Genomic DNA, 16,832 nt, shown 5'->3' with positions numbered 1-16,832 from the left:
CACGTGTCCGAATAGCCGCGCTTGGCATGGGAACTGACGATGCGTCGGCTGCGTCTTCGTCCGTGCACGACCGCTTCCGACCGTTTCGAAGGAGCACGCGCATGCGCCGCAACCTCGTCACCCCCCGCACAGCGCTGATGGCCGGAGCGGCGATCGCAGCGGCCGCCGCGCTCTCCGGCTGCGGCTCCTCCGGCGGGAGCGCCCAGCAGACGGCGCCGAGCGGCTCCGCGACCTCCGCGGCGGCCTCGGCCCCCTCCGCTCCCGCCACCGGCGCGCAGGGAACGGCCCGTTCCGCGACCGTGACGACGGGCACCGGCGCCGGCACGGGCTCCCCCGGCCCGGCCGCCGGCTCCGCGGGCGGCACGGGCGGCGGCACGGCCGGCGCCGGTGCCCCGGCCTCCGCCGGCGCGGCCCCGCGGGCGGGGTCGCCACCTGCGCCGCCGGGCAGCTCCGGCTCTCCCTCGGCCCCGGAGACGTGGGCGCGGGCCAGCTCTACACCCCCCTCGTCTTCACCAACACCGGTTCGGCCGCCTGCGCGCTGCGCGGCTACCCGGGCGTGAGCGTGCTGGACGCGCAGGGGCGGCAGATCGGAGCGCCCGCGACCCACGAGTCGGGCCAATCGGTGAACACCGTCGTGCTGCGTCCCGGGAAGTCCGCCCGCGCCCCGCTGCACACCACCAACGGTCCGCTCGGCGGCTCCTGCCGGGCGACGGGTTCCTCGCTCCGGGTGTACCCGCCGGCCTCCCGCGCTTCGCTCCAGGTCCAGGCGCGGTACCAGGTCTGCTCGGGGGTCTTCACGGTCCAGCCGGTGCAGCCCTGAGCCGGGGGACGGCGGGCCGGCGGGGCGGCGGGGCGACCGGCCGGTCCGCTGACGGTTCGCCAGATAGGCGTGGGCGACTGGGGTCGATAGTCGGCCTCTATCGGGACGATCCCGAGGAAGTGTTGGACATCACACGGGATCTCAGGGCATGATGCTGATCGATCGGTGATCGATCGACGTCCGTCCCGAGGAGATGTGGCCGATGAGCACCGTGGTCCTGCCCTCCCCAGCCGCCGACGACTGCGGAGACCCGCGTTTCGAGCACGAGACCCTCCCCTACCTCGACCGCCTCTACGCGGCCGCGCACCGGATGACCGGCGCGGCGGCCCGCGCCGAGGAGCTGGTGGAGCGCGCCTTCACCCGCGCCTACCGCACCTACCGCAAGTCCGCGCCGCCCGCCGGCGACGCCCGCACCTGGCTCTTCCGCAACCTCTACAGCGCCTGGCTGGACGCGGCCGAGGAGGAGGTCCCGGCGCAGGGCGGTGGCCCCGGCTCGCCGACCACGGACGCGGCCGACGCCGTCCGCAACGCGATGGACTCGCTCACCCCCAAGGTCAGGTTCACCGTCTACCTCGCCGACGTCGAGGGCTTCTCCGAGGCGGAGATCGCCGAGATCACCGGGGTCCCCAAGGGGATAGCGGCGACCCGGCTGCACCGCGCCCACGGGCAGCTGGAGGCACGGCTGGAGGACTGGGCCCGGCACAGCGCGCCGTGACGGCGCCGCCCCCGTCCCCCACCTCCTGAAAGCCCCCTGAAAGCCTCCCGAAAGCCCCGGCGGCCTGCGGCGGAGCGCCGATCCGGCAAGGCACGTTGCCAGATCCCACGATCTGGTGGACACTCTTGCCAGATACCGGATCGCCCGCTGAGAGGTTGCGATGCCTGTCGCCGGCAAGCCCGTCCCCCGGACCTTCCAGGAGTTCGTCCTCGGCCCGCTGGTCTTCACCGCGGGACCGGCCAACGTCCTGATGCAGCTGAGCAGGCTGCCCGTCGCCTACGGGGTGATGAAGAGCAGGGTCCACAGCGGCCGCCTGGACCGGCACCCGGTCAAGCGCACCCGGACCACCCTCACCTACCTCGTCGTCGCCGACCTCGGCACCGAGGAGGAACGCGCCTGGCTGCGCGAGGAGATCAACCGCCAGCACCGGGGTGTCCGCTCGGCCCCCGGCGACTCCGTCGCCTACAACGCCTTCGACCGAGGGCTCCAGCTGTGGGTGGCCGCCTGTATCTACCTCGGCTATGAGGAGCTCTACCGGGCGCGGTTCGGCGAGCCCGAGGGCGAGGCGCTGGAGGCGCTGTACCGGCACGGCGCGCGGCTGGCCGACACCCTCCAGGTGCCGACGGAGATGTGGCCGGCCGACCGGCGGGCCTTCGAGGAGTATTGGCAGGAGGGGCTGCGGCGGATCGGGTCCGACGAGGCCTCCCGCGCCTTCCTCCACCAGCTCATCGACCTGCGCTACCTGCCTCGCCCGCTCTCCCTGCTGCTGGGCCCGGGCATGCGGTTCATGTCGATCGGCTGGCTGCCCCAGGAGTTCCGGGAAGAGCTCCGCCTCGACTGGGGGCCGCGCCGCGAGCGGCTGTTCCGGGGAGTGGTGCGCGGTCTGGCCGGGGCCCTGGGCGCGCTCCCCCGCCCGCTGCGGGAGTTCCCCTTCAACGTCTACTACCGGGACTTCCAACGGCGGATGCGAGCCGGACGCGCCTTCACATGACCGGCGGAACAACGCCGCGGACGGCTCCCGCGCGGGCAGAATGAGCTGCCATGGGCACCAGGACCTACGGCGGCCAGACCGCCGAGCGGCGGCGCGAGCAGCGGCGCATCGAACTGCTCGACGCCGCGCTGGAGATCATCGGTGAGCGCGGCTTCCCGGCACTCACGGTGGCCGGGCTGTGCGCCCGGGCGGGGCTGAACGAGCGGTACTACTACGAGAGCTTCAAGGACCGGGAGGCCGTGCTGGCCGCGGTGGCCGGCCGGGTCACCGACGAGGTGGTGGCCGCGATGGGCGCGGCGGCGAGCGCGGTCGCTCCCCCGCGCACACCGCGGGCCATCGCGGGGGCGGCACTGCGGGCCGCCGTCGAGCTGGTCACGGACGATCCCCGGAAGGCCAGAGTGCTCTTCCTGGAGGCGCCGCTCAGCCCCGAGCTGGCCGGGCGGCGCCGGGAGACGGTCCGGCCGTTCGTCCGGCTGATGCTCGAACAGACCGATGCCGGAAGGGAGTTGGGCACCGAGCGGGCGGAGTTCCTGGGCACCTTCCTGGTCGGCGGGGTCGCCGAGACCGTCACCGCCTGGCTGCGGGCCGACCGCCCGACCCCCAGGGACGCCTTGATAGAGCAGCTCACCGATCTGTTCACGCTGGTCGCCGATGGCGCCCGGCGGGACTCGGCCGCCGCGGCCCTCCCCCGGAGGGAGCGGGCCGGCGCCTGAGGCCCCCGCCCCTGGCAGCACGGTGACCCGCGCCCCCGAAAGGCGGCGCGGGTCACCTGGTAGCGGCGGACCGGGGTCACGGGTCCGCGTCATCGGACCGCGGTCAGCGGTCCGGGCTCAGCGGACCGGGGTCAGCGGTAGGACACCGTCTGGCTCTGGTCGGTCGGGCGGGTCGGGGTGGTGACGGTGAGGGTGTGACCGGCCGCGTCCCAGCTCCAGGCGGAGGACGGCAGCGGGCGGCCGTTCAGGGAGACCACGCTGGGCGCGGTGGCGTCGGTGAAGGCGACCGTCCACTGACGCTGGGTCACCGGGCCGGTGGCCGCCGCGATCCGGAGGGTGTGGACCGCGCCGGTGCGGGAGTAGTCCAGGCGGGTCTGGCGGACCTGCGCGGGGCTCTTGGAGACGCCGTCGTCCTCGTAGAGCGAGCTGCTGCCGGACGCCCCCTCCGCGACCGTGGCCGTGACCGCGGTCAGCTTGCTCTGCACGTCGTTGGCGACGTCGTGGGTGCGGGTGGTGACGATGCCGCCGGACTTGACGAAGACCGGCATGGTGGACAGGTCGGTGGTGATCTGCGCGGTGGTGCCGCCGGCGTAGGTCTTGCCCGTGAAGTAGTCGGTCCAGCTGCTCCCCGGCGGGAACCAGACCGAGGTGGTCGCCGACTCGCCCGGCGTGGTCACCGGAGCGACCAGCATGTCCGGACCGTAGAGGTACTCGGCACCGTCCTGGGCGTACGCCTCCTGCGAGTCCGGGTACTGCAGGTAGAGCGGCCGGGTGACCGGGACACCGGTCCGGGAGGCCTGCTGGGCCAGGGTGTAGGTGTAGGGCACCAGGTTCTCGCGGAGGTTGAGGAACTTCTCCGCGGAGTCCTTGGCCGCCGTGCCGTACTGCCAGGGCAGCCGGTCGCTGTGGTTGCCGTGGAGGCGGTCGATCGGCTGGAAGGTGCCGAGCTGCACCCAGCGGGCGTAGAGGTCGTCGGCGTCCTTGGTGCTGCCCGGCTCGGCGCCCTTGGCCTGGGTGCCGTCGTTGTTGAAGCCGCCGATGTCGTGGCTGACCGCGGAGAGGCCGGTGGAGGCGGACTCCCCGGGCGTGTAGCCGACCTCGAACTTCAGCGTCGCCCAGGTGGAGGTGGTGTCCCCGGTGAAGTGGACGGTGGTGCGCTTGTCCGCCCAGGGGCCGCCGGCCACCGGCTGCGGGCCGCTGTACCCGCCGGCCTGCAGCGAGCCGAAGGCGCGGGAGAGGACGAAGCCGCGGCCGACGGTCTTGTTCGCGTCGCTCGCGTACTGCTGGTTGATCCAGGCGTCAGGGGTGACCCCGCCCAGCGAGGAGTAGGAGTTGTCGCAGCACCAGTCGAGCCACCAGAAGTCGGCGCCGGCCTGCTCCATGCTCTGGTGGAGGTCCATATAGGCCTTGAGCTGGGCCGGCTGGCCCCAGTCGAAGACGTACTGGCTGCCGTCCTTGGTCAGGGTGTTGCCCGCGGTGGCCTGGGCCTGGGCGTACTGCGAGTCGTTCGGGACGATGCTGGGGTGGATGTTGAGGGTGTTGTGGAGACCCATCGAGGCCGCCCAGTCGAAGAACGCCTTGGGGTCGGGGTACTTGGCCGGGTCCATCTCCCAGCCGTCCCAGGTGCTGGGCGACTTGAAGTCGGTGTCGGTCACCAGGACGTCCAGCGGGACGCCGTCGGCGCGGAACTTGGGCAGGATGGTGTTCTCGTAGTCGGCGGCGCTCCGGTCGTAGTACTCGGAGTACCAGACGCCGTAGGCCCAGCGGGGCAGCAGCTCGGAGGGGCCGGTGAGGGTGGCCAGTTCGGAGAGCGCCCGCTGGTAGTCGTGGCCGTAGGCGAAGAGGTAGCCGTCCTGGTACGGCTTGCCGTGGTGGTCGCCGCGCTGGGTGACCTGCTTGGTGGCGTCGTCGAAGACCGCCGATCCGCTGTCGTCCAGCAGGCTCCAGCCGTCCTGGTAGAGGAGCCCGGGGGTGGTCGGGGCGGAGCCGTTGACGCCGTCCAGACCGCGGCGGTAGCCGCCGAGCGGGGCGTGCGGGGCGAGCAGCGGCGCGTTGGCCGCGGTGAGCGCCGCGGTGTCCAGGTTGAGGTGGCAGCTGTCCGCGTCGGCCGTGCAGCCGAGGGTCACGTCCTGGTCGCCGGCCGCGAGGTCGACCGGGACGGCGACCGTCCGCCAGGAGTCCCAGCTGCTGGTGGTGTCGAGGGACGCGGTGGTGGCCGCCTCCGAGCCCACCTGGACGGTGATCTTGCGAGCCGCCGACTGGGCGTTGGAGTAACGGAGTTGGAGGGCGTAGTGGCCCGCCTTGGGCACCCCGGTGACGTGGAGGACGTCCGAGGCGCCGGCCGACTCCAGACCGGCGACGAAGCCGCCGCCGGAGTAGTCGCTGTGGTCGCCGGCCAGCACGGCGGAGCCGTTGAGGGTGCCGGCCTCGGCCTCGCAGACCGTGCCGAACGGGCAGGGCCGCACGTTGGACGGCGCCGGCGGGTAGGCGGCGCCCGGGGTGAGCACGGCCAGGCTGTCGATGTTGACGTTGCCCGAGTCGCTCGCACTCCGATGGACGGTCACCGTGTTGGTGCCCGCGGCGAGGGTCACCTGGGTCTTGGCGAGCCCCCAGGTGTTCCAGTCCGCCGTGGTCGGGAGGGTGAGGCCGTGGTCGGTGCCGTTGGCGGAGACGGTGAGGGTGCGGGTGACGTCCTGGCCGTCGCCGCCGACCGCGTTGGCGTACCGGGCGTCGAGCTCGTAGGTGCCGGCGGTGGGCGCGGTCACCTGGAAGGAGATCGAGGAACCGCTGCTCTGGAAGCCGGCGGCGAAGCCGGTGCCGGTGTACCCGGTGTGGTCGGTGGCCACCCCCACGCCGTTCAACTGGAGGCTCTCGGCCTCGCAGAGCTTGCCGAAGTCGCAGGAGTGCGCGCCCCAGGGGGCGGCGGTGACCTGCTGGCGCCCGGCCTTCAGCCGGAGTTGGAGGTTGTCCGGGCCGAAGGGGCCGGAGCCGGTCTTGTACCGGAGGACCACCGTGCCGGTGTCGATGCTCAGCCAGCCGTTGGAGGTGCTGGTGGTGAAGGGCGCCCCGGAGAAGCCGTCCCGGCCGATGGCGTTGTAGGTCGGCGCGTCCAGGAACTGCGTGTCGCCGGCGTACTCGGTGCGGATCAGGGTGGGCGACAGCACCTCGAAACGGGCGTCGCCGGAGACCACCGCTTTGGCCCGGGGACTTGACATCGTTGTCGAAGTGCGGGCGGGGGCGGCGCTCGAGGACTGCTGGAGGGCGGTCAGCCCCAGCAGTGCGGCGACCAGTATGACGACGGGTTTGGCTCTGCGGCGCAGCACCAGGACTCCTTCAGAACCGCGGACGGGACGCCGTTTCACATGGATCGGGCACAGGGCAGTCACATGATGTGCTGCGGCAACCGCTTGCGCAAGACCCGCGTCCCGTTCCGGCCGTCACCCCCGTCCCTTGTCTCCGCCCGGCCTCAACTCCGGTCGCCCTTCGGGGTCCTGACGCCCTCTCGCCACTCGGCGTGCCGGATCCGGCCCTGGTCGAGGAGGTCCCCCACAGTCCCCCACTCATTGCGGCCGAGCCGGGCCAGCGGTCGCAGCCGGGTGATCTCCGGGTGCCCGTCCACCAGCACCGCCTCGTCGATCGCGATCCGCAGCACCCTGCCGAAGACCACCGTCGAGACGCCGAAGCCGACGGTGCTGTGCAGCCGGCACTCGATCGCCACGGGCGAGCCCGCCACCCGCGGCGGCTTCACCAGCGCCGAGGGCTCCTGAGCGATCCCGACCGCCGCGAACTCGCCCTCCTCCGGCGGGAAGTCGGTCGCCGAGTCGTTGATCTCCGCGAACTGCGACTCCGAGGCGAAGTTCACCACGAACTCCCCGGTCTCCACCGCGTTCCGCAGGCTGTCCTTGGTGCCCACCGAGGTGAACTGCACGATCGGCGGGGCGGCACTGGACACCGTGTAGAAGGAGTGCGGTGCGACGTTGGCGACGCCGTCCGCGGAGAGGGTGGACACCCACGCGATCGGCCGCGGCACGACCGTCGCGGTGAGCAGCCGGTAGAAGTCGGGGGAACTCGTGGTCTCGGGATCGAAGTCGATGCGCATGATCCCCAGTATCGCGGTCCAGCGGCGCGCATCCCAACGCCCCCCGCCAGCGTCACCCTGCCGGCGGCTCAGCGGCGGCTCAGCGACAACGTACTGGTCAGCGGAACGACGAGCCGGTGCCCGGCGATTGGGACCTCCGGGCACCGGCATGCGGGGGGGCGAAGCCCGCTAGATCAGATGCCGCGCAGCGGCGGGATCGCCGGGACCTCCGGGGCGTTGCGGATGTCCTCGACGGTCATCCGGAAGCTCTCCGGGTAGGCCTCGCGCTGGGTGCGGCGGGCCGGTTCCGTGGTGCGCCAGCAGTACAGGCACTGCTGGCACTGGTAGACCTCCCAGGCGCCGGCGACCGGGGAGACGAAGAGGAGTTCCAGGGTGCGGTGGGCGCAGCGGGGGCACTCGGCAGGCGGCGTGGCGGGGGTGCGGGTCGTGGTCATGGCTTGGTTCTCCTTCACTTGCCGAGCTGCTGAAGCTTCGTCAGCCAGGCGCCCATTTCCGGCAGGTCGCGGACCTGGTTGCCGTAGTTGCCCCGGCGGTCCGGTTCGACCGGGGTGGTGGCGTCGATGATGAGCTTGTCGGTGATGCCGGGGGTCTCCGCCTGCGGGGCGAGTTCGAGTACCGGCAGGTTGGGGACGGTGATCAGGTCGCCGCGCGGGTTCATCTTGGTCGACAGAGCCCACATCACCTGCGGCAGGTTGAACGGGTCCACGTCCTCGTCGACCACGATCACGGTGGCCGCGTAGCCGAGTCCGTGCGGGGTGGTCAGCACCCGCATGCCGACCGCCTTGGCGAAGCCGCCGTAGCGCTTCCCGGTCGACACGATCACCACCAGGCCGTGGGTGTACATCGCGTTGACCGCCCGCACCTCGGGGAAGTCCCGCTTGAGCTGCTGGTAGAGGGGGACGCAGGTGTTGGCGGCCATCAGGTAGTCGATCTCGGTCCACGGCATGCCGAGGTAGAGGTGCTCGAAGACCGGGTTGCTGCGGTAGGAGATCCGGTCGATCCGGATCACCGTCATGTTCCGGCCGCCGGAGTAGTGGCCGGTGAACTCGCCGAAGGGGCCCTCGATCTCGCGCTTGCGGCCCTCGATCACGCCCTCGATGACCACCTCGGAGCCCCACGGCACCGGCAGCCCGGTGAGCGGGGCGGCGGCGATGGGGGCGGGAGCGCCGCGCAGCGCGCCGGCCAGCTCGTACTCGTTCTGGTCGTACTCCATGGGGGTGGACGCGACGATGGAGATGACCGGGTCGTTGCCGAGGGTGATGGCGATCGGCAGGTCCTCGCCCCTCTCCTCGGCCTTGCGCAGGTGCTGGGCGATGTCGTGCATCGGCACCGGCTGGAGGGCGAGCTTGCGCTTGCCCTTGACCTCGATGCGGTAGACGCCGACGTTCTGCTTCCCGCTGTTCTCCGGGTCGTCGGGGTCCTTGGAGACCACCGCCGCCTTGTCCAGGTAGAAGCCGCCGTCGCCGTCGTTGAGCCGGATCAGCGGGAGGACCTCGAAGATGTCGACCTCGTCGCCCTCCACGGAGTTCTCCGCCCACAGCGGGTTCTCCCGCCACTCCGGCTCGACGGGGAACTCGGCCCAGCGCCGGATGAACTCGTCCACCTGCTCCTTGGTCCCGGTCTCCTTGGGGAGGCCGAGGGCCAGCGCGTGGTTCGCCCATGAGCCGTGGACGTTGACGGCGATCCTCGCGTCCTGGAAGCCGTAGACGTTGTCGAAATACAGTGCGGGGGCGGCCTCCCCGAGGCGGGGAGCCGCGTTCGCGGCCGCCGCGATGTCCGGCTCCGGCATCACCTCCTCGGTGATGCGCCGAAGCTGGCCCTCCTTGTCGAGGGCGTCCAGAAAACTGCGCAGGTCGTCATAGGCCATGGGAACTCCAGGATCGTCGTAGGGCTCAGACGGCGGTGGGCCGCAGCTCTCGGGCTGCGCGCATGCCGTCCCACCGCCGGGCGGCGGGAGCGGGCAGGTCGAACTGGTCCAGCACGCGGGCGGTGACGTGGTCGACGATGTCGTCCACCGACCGGGGGTGGTTGTAGAAGGCGGGCATCGGCGGCACCAGCTGCACGCCCATCCGGGACAGCGCCAGCATGTTCTCCAGATGGATCTCGCTGAGCGGGGTCTCCCGCGGCACCAGCACCAGCTTCCGCCGCTCCTTGAGGACCACGTCCGCCGCCCGGCCCAGCAGGCCGTCCGCGTAACCGGCGCGGATGCCGGCCAGACTCTTCATCGAGCACGGCGCGATCACCATGCCGTCGGTCCGGAACGAGCCCGAGGAGATCACCGCGCCCTGGTCCTCGGGCGCGTGCGCCACGTCGGCGAGGGCGGTCACCTCGCGCACCGACATCCCCGTCTCCAGCTCGATGGTCGTCCGCGCCCAACGCGAGAGCACCAGATGGGTCTCCACCTCCGGCTGCTCCGCCAGGTTCTGCAGGAGCCGGACGCCGAAGACCGCACCGGTCGCTCCTGTCATGCCTACGATCAATCGACGCATGGGCGGCTCGCTCCTCAGGTACTCGTGTCACGCGGGCGCCCGGGTGGCCGAAGGAAGATTTCGGTCACCGGCAGCCCGGTCACCCACCACGCTAAGCAGGGGTTCAGGGCCCGCTCCGGTAACCTTGGGACAGCTCATGAACCAAAACGGACAGCATGCGATCGCGCGGATCCCCTTCCGGCCCTCCCCCGGCGGACCGCCGGGCCTGGACATCCGGGAGTTCGCCGAGCTTCGGGAGCGAGCCGAGGCCCACGGCGTCGATCTGGGCCGTCCGATGCGCGCCGAGTTCCATCACCTGATCACCGTGCGCACCGGGAGCCTGCGGCACTGGGTGGACGGGGCCGAACACCTCGTGCTGCCCGGCAGGTGGCTGTGGATCCACCCGGGGCAGGTGCACAGCTTCGACCAGTCCCCCGAGGCGGCGGACGGGACCATCCTGATGTTCATGCCGGGGTTCTTCGACGCCTCGACCGTCGATGCCGTCGGTCTGGACCCGTCCCCGCGGCGGGGCCTGATCATCCCGGACCGGACCGAGCAGGAGCTGGCGACCCGGCTCCTCGCCCTGCTGCGCGAGGTCTACTACGACACCGGTTCCGTGCCCCTCGCCACGCATATCGAGCTCGTCCGGCACCTGGCCTCCGCGCTCCTCCTGCGCCTGGCCCACCTCCGCGACCGGCAGCACGCCGAGGCGCCGAGCAGCGACACCTTCCGCCGGTTCCACGAGGCGCTGGAACGCGACTTCACCGTCAGCCACACCGTCGACGAGTACGCGCAGGCCCTCGGCTACAGCGTGCGCACCCTCACCCGGGCCTGCCTGGCGGCCGCCGGCCGCACCGCCAAGCAGTACCTGGACGACCGCGTGCTGCTGGAGGCCAAGCGCCTCCTGGTGCACACCGACTTGGCCCCCGCCCGCATCGCCGAGCAGCTGGGCTTCACCTCGGCCACGGTCTTCACCAAGTTCTTCCGCCGCTGCTCCGGCGAGACCCCCACGGCCTTCCGCCACCGCGCGCGCATCGGAGGGTGAGGGTCTGTGCGGCGGCCCGCGGGCGGCGCGGGAGGATGCCCCCGCGGGCCGGGAGCCGTCGTCAGGAGGTGGGGACGCCTGCCTCGGCGGCGAGTCGGCCGGGGTCGGTCGTCAGCCAGCCGTAGCGGATGGAGTTCCAGAACGCGCACTGGTGCCGGGCGGCGTAGACCCCGGCGTCCAGGGCCCGGCTGCCGCCACCGGGCAGCAGCGACATGTACCCGTCGCCGCCGTCGCCGCCGCTGCCGCTGCCGTACGCCGGCCAGGGGGCCTGACCCGGGGTGGCGGGGTTCGCGTGCTCCACGAAGGAGCCCCAGTACCGCACCATCTCACTGGACAGCTCCTGCTGCGGCGGGGAGAGGAGGGACGAGGTCTCCGAGGGCCACAGATAGCTCAGCTCGCCGGTGTGCGGGGCTCCGGCGTCGAAGTCGGCGGGAGCGCCGGGGGTCGGCGGATGCGGGTCGTCGAACTCGTAGAGGTAGGTCCGGGGTTGCCGGGCCGCGAACTCGGCCGTGAGGTTCTGGTACTGACAGCCCGCCAGGCCGTAGAAGACGCTGCTGTCGTCCCACAGCGAACTGATGGCGTAGGTCGCGGCATACGGGCCGCTGCGGGCGCGGTAGGGGTAGTGCGCGAGGACGGCGTCGGCCCGAGCGCCGAACTCCAGCCGAACGGCCCGCTCGTACTGCGCCTGGGTCGCGCCCGCGAACGGCAGCGCCCACTCGCGCACCTCGTCCCGGGTGGTGCCGATCAGCAGGGGGACGTGCGCGTACCGGCCGGACCGGACGGCGGTGCCCGGCGCGAGCGGGAGTTCGGGGACACCGGCCACCGGCAGGGGGCCGCTCAGGAGGCCCCCGAGGAAGCCGCCGTCCGACGCCAGCAGTTGGTCGGCCGGCTTGTTCCGCAGGCAGGACACACTGGCCGGGACGTCGCCGCAGCCCGCTGCCGCCGCGTAACTCCGGCCCCTGGCGGTGGCCTGGGCGACGGTGAGGCTGGGGCATCCGCCGCTCTGGATGATCGCGCCGGAGAACAGGCCGCGCGCCGGTGGCGAGGCGAGCAGGGCGCAGACGGAGTGCCCGCCGGCGGACTGGCCGGCGATGGTCACGCGATCCGGATCCCCGCCGAAGGCGCCGATGTCGCGGTGGGTCCAACGCAGCGCCGCCTCCTGGTCGAGCAGCCCGTAGTCGCCGGCGCCCTGGCTGCTCAGTCCGGGCAGGTCGAGGAAGCCGAACACGCCCAGCCGGTAGTTGATCGAGACGACCACGACGTTGTCGGCCTTCGCGATCCGCGAACCGTCGTAGATGTCTCCCGAGCCGCTGGAGAAGCCGCCACCGTGGATCCAGAACATCACCGGCAGCGGGCGGTTGCCGCGCTTCGCGGGGGTGTAGACGTTCAGGTAGAGGCAGTCCTCGCTCATCCCCGGACCGGCGCTCTGGCCGTTGGCCGCCTGGAGGCAGCGCGGGCCGTAGGCGGTGGCCGACCGCACACCCGCCCAGGCGGCGGCGGGAGCGGGGGGCTGCCACCGTCGGTGGCCGACCGGCGGTGCGGCGTAGGGAATGCCGAGGAAGCGGTCGACGCCGTCCGCGGTGCCTCCCGCGAGGGTGCCCTTGTCGGTGGTGACCGTCACGGGGCGGGTGTCGGCTGACGCGGGTACGGCCGTCGTCACGACCAGTAGGGCGAACAGGCTCAGCAGCAGGGCGAAGCTCCGCCGGCGAGTGAACCGCACTGGACCTCCCGAGAGGCAGAAGCGATGAGGAGTCCGGATTCTGCGCCGCGGGCCCCAACGCCCACAATAGTCGCGGCCCGCACAGCGGTCCGGGCCCCTTCTGCGGTCGGTGGGTGTCAGTGGGTCATCCGATCCCGGCTCACGGCTTCAGTGGCACGGTGGCCCAGGCAGGCCGGCCGGGCCGTATCGCAACGCAGCTGACCGAGCGGACGGGCGGACCGGCGTCCCTTCCGGCACCGCGCCCCGCCCGGCTTCCCGGCCTCAGGGCGGGGCGCCCCCGCCCCGGGCGGAACTCATGGCAAGTCGACAGACCACTATCGCGCGGCACGCCTGGACGACTCCGTCCGCGCTGCGGCACGCGAGCTCTACCCGGCAAGCCTGGTCGCCAGTCCGCATCTGTTCAGAGCACAGGCCGTGCCAGGAATCTGCGTCGCCTGACCACGGTCGATGCTCCGCGCGGACCAGGTCGCGCCGTCGCACTCCCTTTGTCGGCGGCCGGGGACGCGCGCGCCCGTCAGCGGGGCAAGGTCTGGGTGACGCGCCACAGGCGGCGGGGCAGGTCGCCTTCCTCGAAGGGGTGGACCTCGTTCAGTGTCCAGCCGTCGGCGAGGGCATCGACCAGGTCGCGGTCGAAGAAGTGGACGGCGAAGCCGCCGTGCTCGTAGATGTCGTCGCCGTGCGAGGTGCCGGCGCCGTAGTGGGCGTCTTCCGTGTGCCGGACGGTGTACACGAATGTGCCGCCAGGTCGCAGGACGCGGCGGATCTCACCGACGATCGTGTGGATCTCCTTGGTGGACAGGGCCATGCACAGCAGCATGTGCGCGAAGACGGCGTCCACGGAGGCGTCCGGCAGCGGCAGTGCCTCGCGCACGTCGTGGACCACGGTGGTGACCTGTCCCGTCACGCCCTGCGCCTGGGCCGCCCGGCGCAGTTGTTCCAGCCCGACGGGGCTGAAGTCGGCGGCTTGGACGGCGAAGCCCTCGCGGGCGAAGTACAGGGCATCGCGGCCGTGTCCGGCGCCGAGCTCCAGGACGTCCCGGGCCCCGGCAGCACGGAACACGCCGACGGCGTGGAGGGCCGGCGCGGAGGGCTCCTCGCCGTACATGCCGGGATGGGCGGTGTAGGTGTCCTGCCAGTGCCGCCGCTGGGCCTCGGCCAGCTCCCGCTCGTCCGCCACGGCCTTCTGCCTCCCGTTTCGTGCCCCGGGTGCAGCTTAGCCGTGCCCTGGTCGCGGCCGGTTCACCTGGGTCGTTGGCTGGTGGGGAGGTGGCCGGTGTTGACCAGCCAGGTCAGCAGTGTGTGGTGTTCGCGGTAGGCGCGGGCCACTTCCATCGCGGGGGCTGTGCTCACCCGCTCGTGGGCCCATGCGGTCAGAGCCCGTACGGTGGCCGGGGCGAGGTAGCTGTGCTGACGCCAGGTCAGCCGAGCCAGGCGCAGGCGCGTCTCGTTCTCGGCCTCCGCCCGCGGCCAGGCGTGGGTGTCGGTCAAGAACAGCTCGATGAGCTGAGCCGGCGTGCGCAGGTCTGTCATATCGGCTCCCGAGACGCCCTCCCACTCCCCACCCGGGTCGCCTACCCCGTCTCTGCGCCGAACGCCTCTCCCGGGCGAGATCGGCCACGCCTGCGCGTACCAACCGCCGCCACCCCGCGCCCATCTGCGGCGGAGGCCCAAGGGAGCGGGGAGCGGGCCGCGACCTGGGAGCAAATAGTGCATTTCGATGCCGCAGCGGTAGAGCCGGGACGGCAGGCGCCTGCGGCAGCAGCGGGAAAGCGGTTCCGGGGGTTCGACCCGCACCAGCTCCCGCTGCCACCGCCGACCTACTCCGAGCCGGCCAGCGGCCGTCAGTCAGCGGGGGGACCTGAATGCGGCGTGTCGACCGAAGCCGACAGCGACCAGCGCAACGGCCGCGAGGACGATCATCGCCACCGGCAGTGATCGCGCTCCGACGCCGTCGACCAGGATCCCTCCGACTGCACCCGCCGCGAAGATCGCCAGATTGAAGGCCGTGGTCACCAAGGCGATGGCGGCGTCCGCATTCTCCCCAGCCGCGTCCCCGGTGGCGGTTTGCAGCTGTGTCGCCGAGCCGCCGAAGGCGACACCCCACAGGACGATGGCGAGGATCGCCAGTGGAGTGGACCCCTGCGTGGCGAGGAGGAGGACACCGGCGACGATGAACAGGCTCACGCCGGCCAGAACGAGACGCCGCATCATCCGGTCCACCAGCGCCCCAGTGACCCAGATACCGCCGATCGCGGCGATGCCGAAGACGACGAGTGCCACGTCGGGCCGCAGGTGGAGGTGCGACTGCTGCAGGTACGGGGCGATGTAGGCGTACATGAGGTTGTGGGCGAGCATCCACACGAACACGACGGCGAGGATGGTCGCCACGCCCGGAAGCCGCAGGACGGCCGCGAAGGGCAGGCGGGTGTGCGCCTCCTGCCCCGGAACGTCCGGGACGATTGCCAGCGCCGCGACCGCGACGAGGGCGATGAGGACGGACATCGCGGCGAAGGTCCACCGCCAGCCGGCCACCGAACCGAGCCAGGTACCCAGCGGCGTTCCGGCGGCGAGCGCGACCGGGGTACCGCTCATCGCGATGGCCAGGGCGCGCCCGGCACGCTCCGGCGCCGCGATACGCATGGCGTACCCGGCAAGCATCCCCCACAGCAGCCCGGAGAACGCCCCCGCGATGAACCGGACGACGAGCGCGACGGCGAGGTCGGGCGCCAGGGCGGTGACGGTGTTCGCGACGAGGAAGCCGCTCAGCCCGATGACGAGCAGCGGCTTTCGCCGGACCCCGCGCGTCATGACGATCGCCGGGATCGCCGCCAGGACCGTTCCGATCGCGTAGGCGCTGACGAGTTGGCCGGCCGCGCCGACCGAGACCCCGATTCCGCCGGCGATCTGAGGAAGGAGTCCGGCCGGCATCGTCTCGGTCATGATGACGATGAAGATGGTGCTCGCCATCACGGCCAGGGCGGCGAGGGGAAGCCGCGTATCCGGCTGGGTCGAAGCGGATGTGACGCTCGTGGCAGTCATGAGATTGACTCCTGGTTTTATGGATCGATCGATCCGATACTGATCCCAGGCCGCATCCGCTGTCAAATTAGATCGATCGATCCACAAGGACCGGCAGCGCCGGCGGACGCCGACCCAAGTGCTAAAGTGGAGCGATCGATCCGAAACTATGACATGCGGGAGGCTCGTTTGTCCGCCGTCGGACGTCCCCGCGCCTTCGACATGGAGAAGGTGCTGGAAGCCGCAGCCCTGCTGTTCTGGGAACACGGCTACGAAGCCACCTCGCTGGCCCAGCTCCGCGAGGCCACTGGCCTGTCCTCGGCCAGCCTGTACGGCACCTTCGGCTCCAAGCACGGCCTGTTCGAGCGGGCCGTGGAGCACTACATGGCCGGACCCGGCAGCGTCACCGCGGTGGTGGACGACGAGACCCTGAGCCCGCGCGAGGCGATCGCCCAGATGCTGCACCGGTCGATCGACATGCAGACCGACCCCGCACATCCGCGCGGCTGCCTCGTCTCGCTGGCGGGCACCGTCGGGAACCACGGCAAGGACGAAGGCGCCGCGCACGACACGATGAAGAGGTGGCGCGCGACGGGCAGGGCGCGCATCCGGGCCTGCGTCGTCCGCAGCGTCGCCGCGGGAGAACTCCCCGAGGACACCGATGTGGACGCCATCGCGTCCGTGATCCATTCCTTCCTGCTGGGTGTGTCCACCCAGGCATGCGACGGGATGTCCGCCCAGGCACTGCACGCCGCCGCGGACGCCGTCCTCGCGATGTGGCGCGCGTAGGAAGCCCCACTCCGCCGCCCGAGCCCCACAGCGGCGCTGTCGCGCGCCCCGCGGCTCAGCAGCCGAACAGCACCGCGCCTACCGGCCGTCCGGGCTCGCGGCCACTGGCCCGCGGCTCCGACAAGCGTTCCCAAGCAGGCCGAAGCCCGGCGCCGTTGCAGGTTGAGGCGCGGGGCTTGGTGAGGGCCTGCTTCCAGGTGAGCCGGTCGACGTCGAGGAGGTCCCAGGGGCCGTCGACGGGCACGGTGCGGTTCTTCCTTCCGGGACGGTCGGCGTGGGCTCCGGCGGCGAAGAGGAGGTCGATGTCCAGGTGGCGGGTGGTGGCGGGGCGGCCCTCCAGCAGGCCGGCCACGGCCAGCACCAGGGTTCCGCCACGCACGGCGGCGACCGTGACCTCGGCGCAGGGCGAGGCACCTCGACCGCCGGGCGCGGAGACCTGAGCCGCCTTCCGAGC

The 16,832-nt window shown here is 72.0% G+C and carries 16 protein-coding genes; 6 read left to right on the top strand and 10 right to left on the bottom strand.

Annotation, left to right across the window (positions count from 1 at the left end):
* Nucleotides 1-178 precede the first annotated feature (178 nt).
* The 4 genes from BS73_RS40255 to BS73_RS02615 all read left to right on the top strand — a co-directional run bounded on the left by BS73_RS40255 (nucleotide 179) and on the right by BS73_RS02615 (nucleotide 3,239).
* On the top strand, nucleotides 179-820 hold the full coding sequence (locus tag BS73_RS40255; protein WP_265736849.1) for a DUF4232 domain-containing protein: 642 nt from the start codon (nucleotides 179-181) through the stop codon (nucleotides 818-820).
* Nucleotides 821-1,022: 202 nt separating this feature from the next.
* Nucleotides 1,023-1,535: a sigma factor-like helix-turn-helix DNA-binding protein gene (locus BS73_RS02625; RefSeq protein WP_037568860.1), complete on the top strand. Its 513-nt coding sequence runs from the start codon at nucleotides 1,023-1,025 to the stop codon at nucleotides 1,533-1,535.
* A gap of 160 nt (nucleotides 1,536-1,695) precedes the next feature.
* Complete coding sequence (locus tag BS73_RS02620) at nucleotides 1,696-2,526, top strand: oxygenase MpaB family protein (RefSeq protein WP_037568859.1); 831 nt, start codon at nucleotides 1,696-1,698, stop codon at nucleotides 2,524-2,526.
* Nucleotides 2,527-2,576: 50 nt separating this feature from the next.
* On the top strand, nucleotides 2,577-3,239 hold the full coding sequence (locus BS73_RS02615) for a TetR/AcrR family transcriptional regulator (protein ID WP_063836894.1): 663 nt from the start codon (nucleotides 2,577-2,579) through the stop codon (nucleotides 3,237-3,239).
* 131 nt (nucleotides 3,240-3,370) lie between these two features.
* Here BS73_RS02615 and BS73_RS02610 read toward each other — a convergent pair whose 3' ends face one another.
* The 5 genes from BS73_RS02610 to BS73_RS02590 all read right to left on the bottom strand — a co-directional run bounded on the left by BS73_RS02610 (nucleotide 3,371) and on the right by BS73_RS02590 (nucleotide 9,806).
* Nucleotides 3,371-6,454: a TIM-barrel domain-containing protein gene (locus BS73_RS02610; protein ID WP_084703773.1), complete on the bottom strand. Its 3,084-nt coding sequence runs from the start codon at nucleotides 6,452-6,454 to the stop codon at nucleotides 3,371-3,373.
* Between the two features lie 251 nt (nucleotides 6,455-6,705).
* Nucleotides 6,706-7,338, bottom strand: coding sequence for a flavin reductase family protein (locus tag BS73_RS02605; RefSeq protein ID WP_037568858.1), 633 nt, complete (start codon nucleotides 7,336-7,338; stop codon nucleotides 6,706-6,708).
* A 173-nt stretch (nucleotides 7,339-7,511) separates the two neighbouring features.
* Complete coding sequence (locus tag BS73_RS02600; RefSeq protein ID WP_051939152.1) at nucleotides 7,512-7,772, bottom strand: non-oxidative hydroxyarylic acid decarboxylases subunit D; 261 nt, start codon at nucleotides 7,770-7,772, stop codon at nucleotides 7,512-7,514.
* A 14-nt stretch (nucleotides 7,773-7,786) separates the two neighbouring features.
* Nucleotides 7,787-9,205 carry a non-oxidative hydroxyarylic acid decarboxylases subunit C gene (locus tag BS73_RS02595; RefSeq protein WP_037568857.1) on the bottom strand — a complete coding sequence of 473 codons (1,419 nt, stop codon included), beginning with the start codon at nucleotides 9,203-9,205 and terminating at the stop codon, nucleotides 7,787-7,789.
* A gap of 25 nt (nucleotides 9,206-9,230) precedes the next feature.
* Nucleotides 9,231-9,806: a non-oxidative hydroxyarylic acid decarboxylases subunit B gene (locus BS73_RS02590; RefSeq protein ID WP_037568856.1), complete on the bottom strand. Its 576-nt coding sequence runs from the start codon at nucleotides 9,804-9,806 to the stop codon at nucleotides 9,231-9,233.
* Between the two features lie 157 nt (nucleotides 9,807-9,963).
* On the opposite strand from BS73_RS02590, the gene BS73_RS02585 reads away from it, so the two are divergent.
* On the top strand, nucleotides 9,964-10,851 hold the full coding sequence (locus BS73_RS02585; RefSeq protein WP_037568855.1) for a helix-turn-helix transcriptional regulator: 888 nt from the start codon (nucleotides 9,964-9,966) through the stop codon (nucleotides 10,849-10,851).
* A 61-nt stretch (nucleotides 10,852-10,912) separates the two neighbouring features.
* Here BS73_RS02585 and BS73_RS02580 read toward each other — a convergent pair whose 3' ends face one another.
* The 4 genes from BS73_RS02580 to BS73_RS02565 form a co-directional block, all read right to left on the bottom strand.
* Nucleotides 10,913-12,571 carry a carboxylesterase/lipase family protein gene (locus BS73_RS02580; RefSeq protein WP_051939149.1) on the bottom strand — a complete coding sequence of 553 codons (1,659 nt, stop codon included), beginning with the start codon at nucleotides 12,569-12,571 and terminating at the stop codon, nucleotides 10,913-10,915.
* A gap of 514 nt (nucleotides 12,572-13,085) precedes the next feature.
* Nucleotides 13,086-13,748 carry a class I SAM-dependent methyltransferase gene (locus BS73_RS02575; protein WP_037568854.1) on the bottom strand — a complete coding sequence of 221 codons (663 nt, stop codon included), beginning with the start codon at nucleotides 13,746-13,748 and terminating at the stop codon, nucleotides 13,086-13,088.
* 62 nt (nucleotides 13,749-13,810) lie between these two features.
* The gene (locus BS73_RS02570; RefSeq protein WP_037568853.1) at nucleotides 13,811-14,101 is read right to left on the bottom strand and encodes a hypothetical protein; all 291 of its coding nucleotides are present in this window, start codon (nucleotides 14,099-14,101) and stop codon (nucleotides 13,811-13,813) included.
* A gap of 315 nt (nucleotides 14,102-14,416) precedes the next feature.
* Nucleotides 14,417-15,610, bottom strand: a complete 1,194-nt coding sequence (locus tag BS73_RS02565; protein ID WP_037568852.1) for an MFS transporter — start codon at nucleotides 15,608-15,610, stop codon at nucleotides 14,417-14,419.
* Between the two features lie 168 nt (nucleotides 15,611-15,778).
* Between BS73_RS02565 and BS73_RS02560 the strand changes: the two genes are divergently transcribed.
* Nucleotides 15,779-16,378: a TetR/AcrR family transcriptional regulator gene (locus tag BS73_RS02560; protein WP_037568851.1), complete on the top strand. Its 600-nt coding sequence runs from the start codon at nucleotides 15,779-15,781 to the stop codon at nucleotides 16,376-16,378.
* Nucleotides 16,379-16,433: 55 nt separating this feature from the next.
* Here BS73_RS02560 and BS73_RS40865 read toward each other — a convergent pair whose 3' ends face one another.
* A complete protein-coding gene (locus BS73_RS40865) occupies nucleotides 16,434-16,757 on the bottom strand; it encodes a type 1 glutamine amidotransferase family protein (RefSeq protein ID WP_407674949.1) in 324 nt (107 codons plus the stop codon).
* Nucleotides 16,758-16,832 lie beyond the last annotated feature (75 nt).

The sequence above is a fragment of the Phaeacidiphilus oryzae TH49 genome, from assembly GCF_000744815.1.
Lineage (GTDB): Bacteria > Actinomycetota > Actinomycetes > Streptomycetales > Streptomycetaceae > Phaeacidiphilus > Phaeacidiphilus oryzae.
Note: the sequence above shows the minus strand (reverse complement) of the source record. Positions and strands in the feature narration are given on the sequence as shown.

What these genes read in the sequence shown, in the direction of transcription:
- BS73_RS02625 (WP_037568860.1), top strand. Translation starts at nt 1,023, where the DNA reads ATGAGCACCGTGGTCCTGCCCTCCCCAGCCGCCGACGACTGCGGAGAC.
- BS73_RS02620 (WP_037568859.1), top strand. Translation starts at nt 1,696, where the DNA reads ATGCCTGTCGCCGGCAAGCCCGTCCCCCGGACCTTCCAGGAGTTCGTC.
- BS73_RS02615 (WP_063836894.1), top strand. Translation starts at nt 2,577, where the DNA reads ATGGGCACCAGGACCTACGGCGGCCAGACCGCCGAGCGGCGGCGCGAG.
- BS73_RS02610 (WP_084703773.1), bottom strand. Translation starts at nt 6,454, where the DNA reads ATGTCAAGTCCCCGGGCCAAAGCGGTGGTCTCCGGCGACGCCCGTTTC.
- BS73_RS02605 (WP_037568858.1), bottom strand. Translation starts at nt 7,338, where the DNA reads ATGCGCATCGACTTCGATCCCGAGACCACGAGTTCCCCCGACTTCTAC.
- BS73_RS02600 (WP_051939152.1), bottom strand. Translation starts at nt 7,772, where the DNA reads ATGACCACGACCCGCACCCCCGCCACGCCGCCTGCCGAGTGCCCCCGC.
- BS73_RS02595 (WP_037568857.1), bottom strand. Translation starts at nt 9,205, where the DNA reads ATGGCCTATGACGACCTGCGCAGTTTTCTGGACGCCCTCGACAAGGAG.
- BS73_RS02590 (WP_037568856.1), bottom strand. Translation starts at nt 9,806, where the DNA reads ATGACAGGAGCGACCGGTGCGGTCTTCGGCGTCCGGCTCCTGCAGAAC.
- BS73_RS02585 (WP_037568855.1), top strand. Translation starts at nt 9,964, where the DNA reads ATGAACCAAAACGGACAGCATGCGATCGCGCGGATCCCCTTCCGGCCC.
- BS73_RS02570 (WP_037568853.1), bottom strand. Translation starts at nt 14,101, where the DNA reads ATGACAGACCTGCGCACGCCGGCTCAGCTCATCGAGCTGTTCTTGACC.
- BS73_RS02565 (WP_037568852.1), bottom strand. Translation starts at nt 15,610, where the DNA reads ATGACTGCCACGAGCGTCACATCCGCTTCGACCCAGCCGGATACGCGG.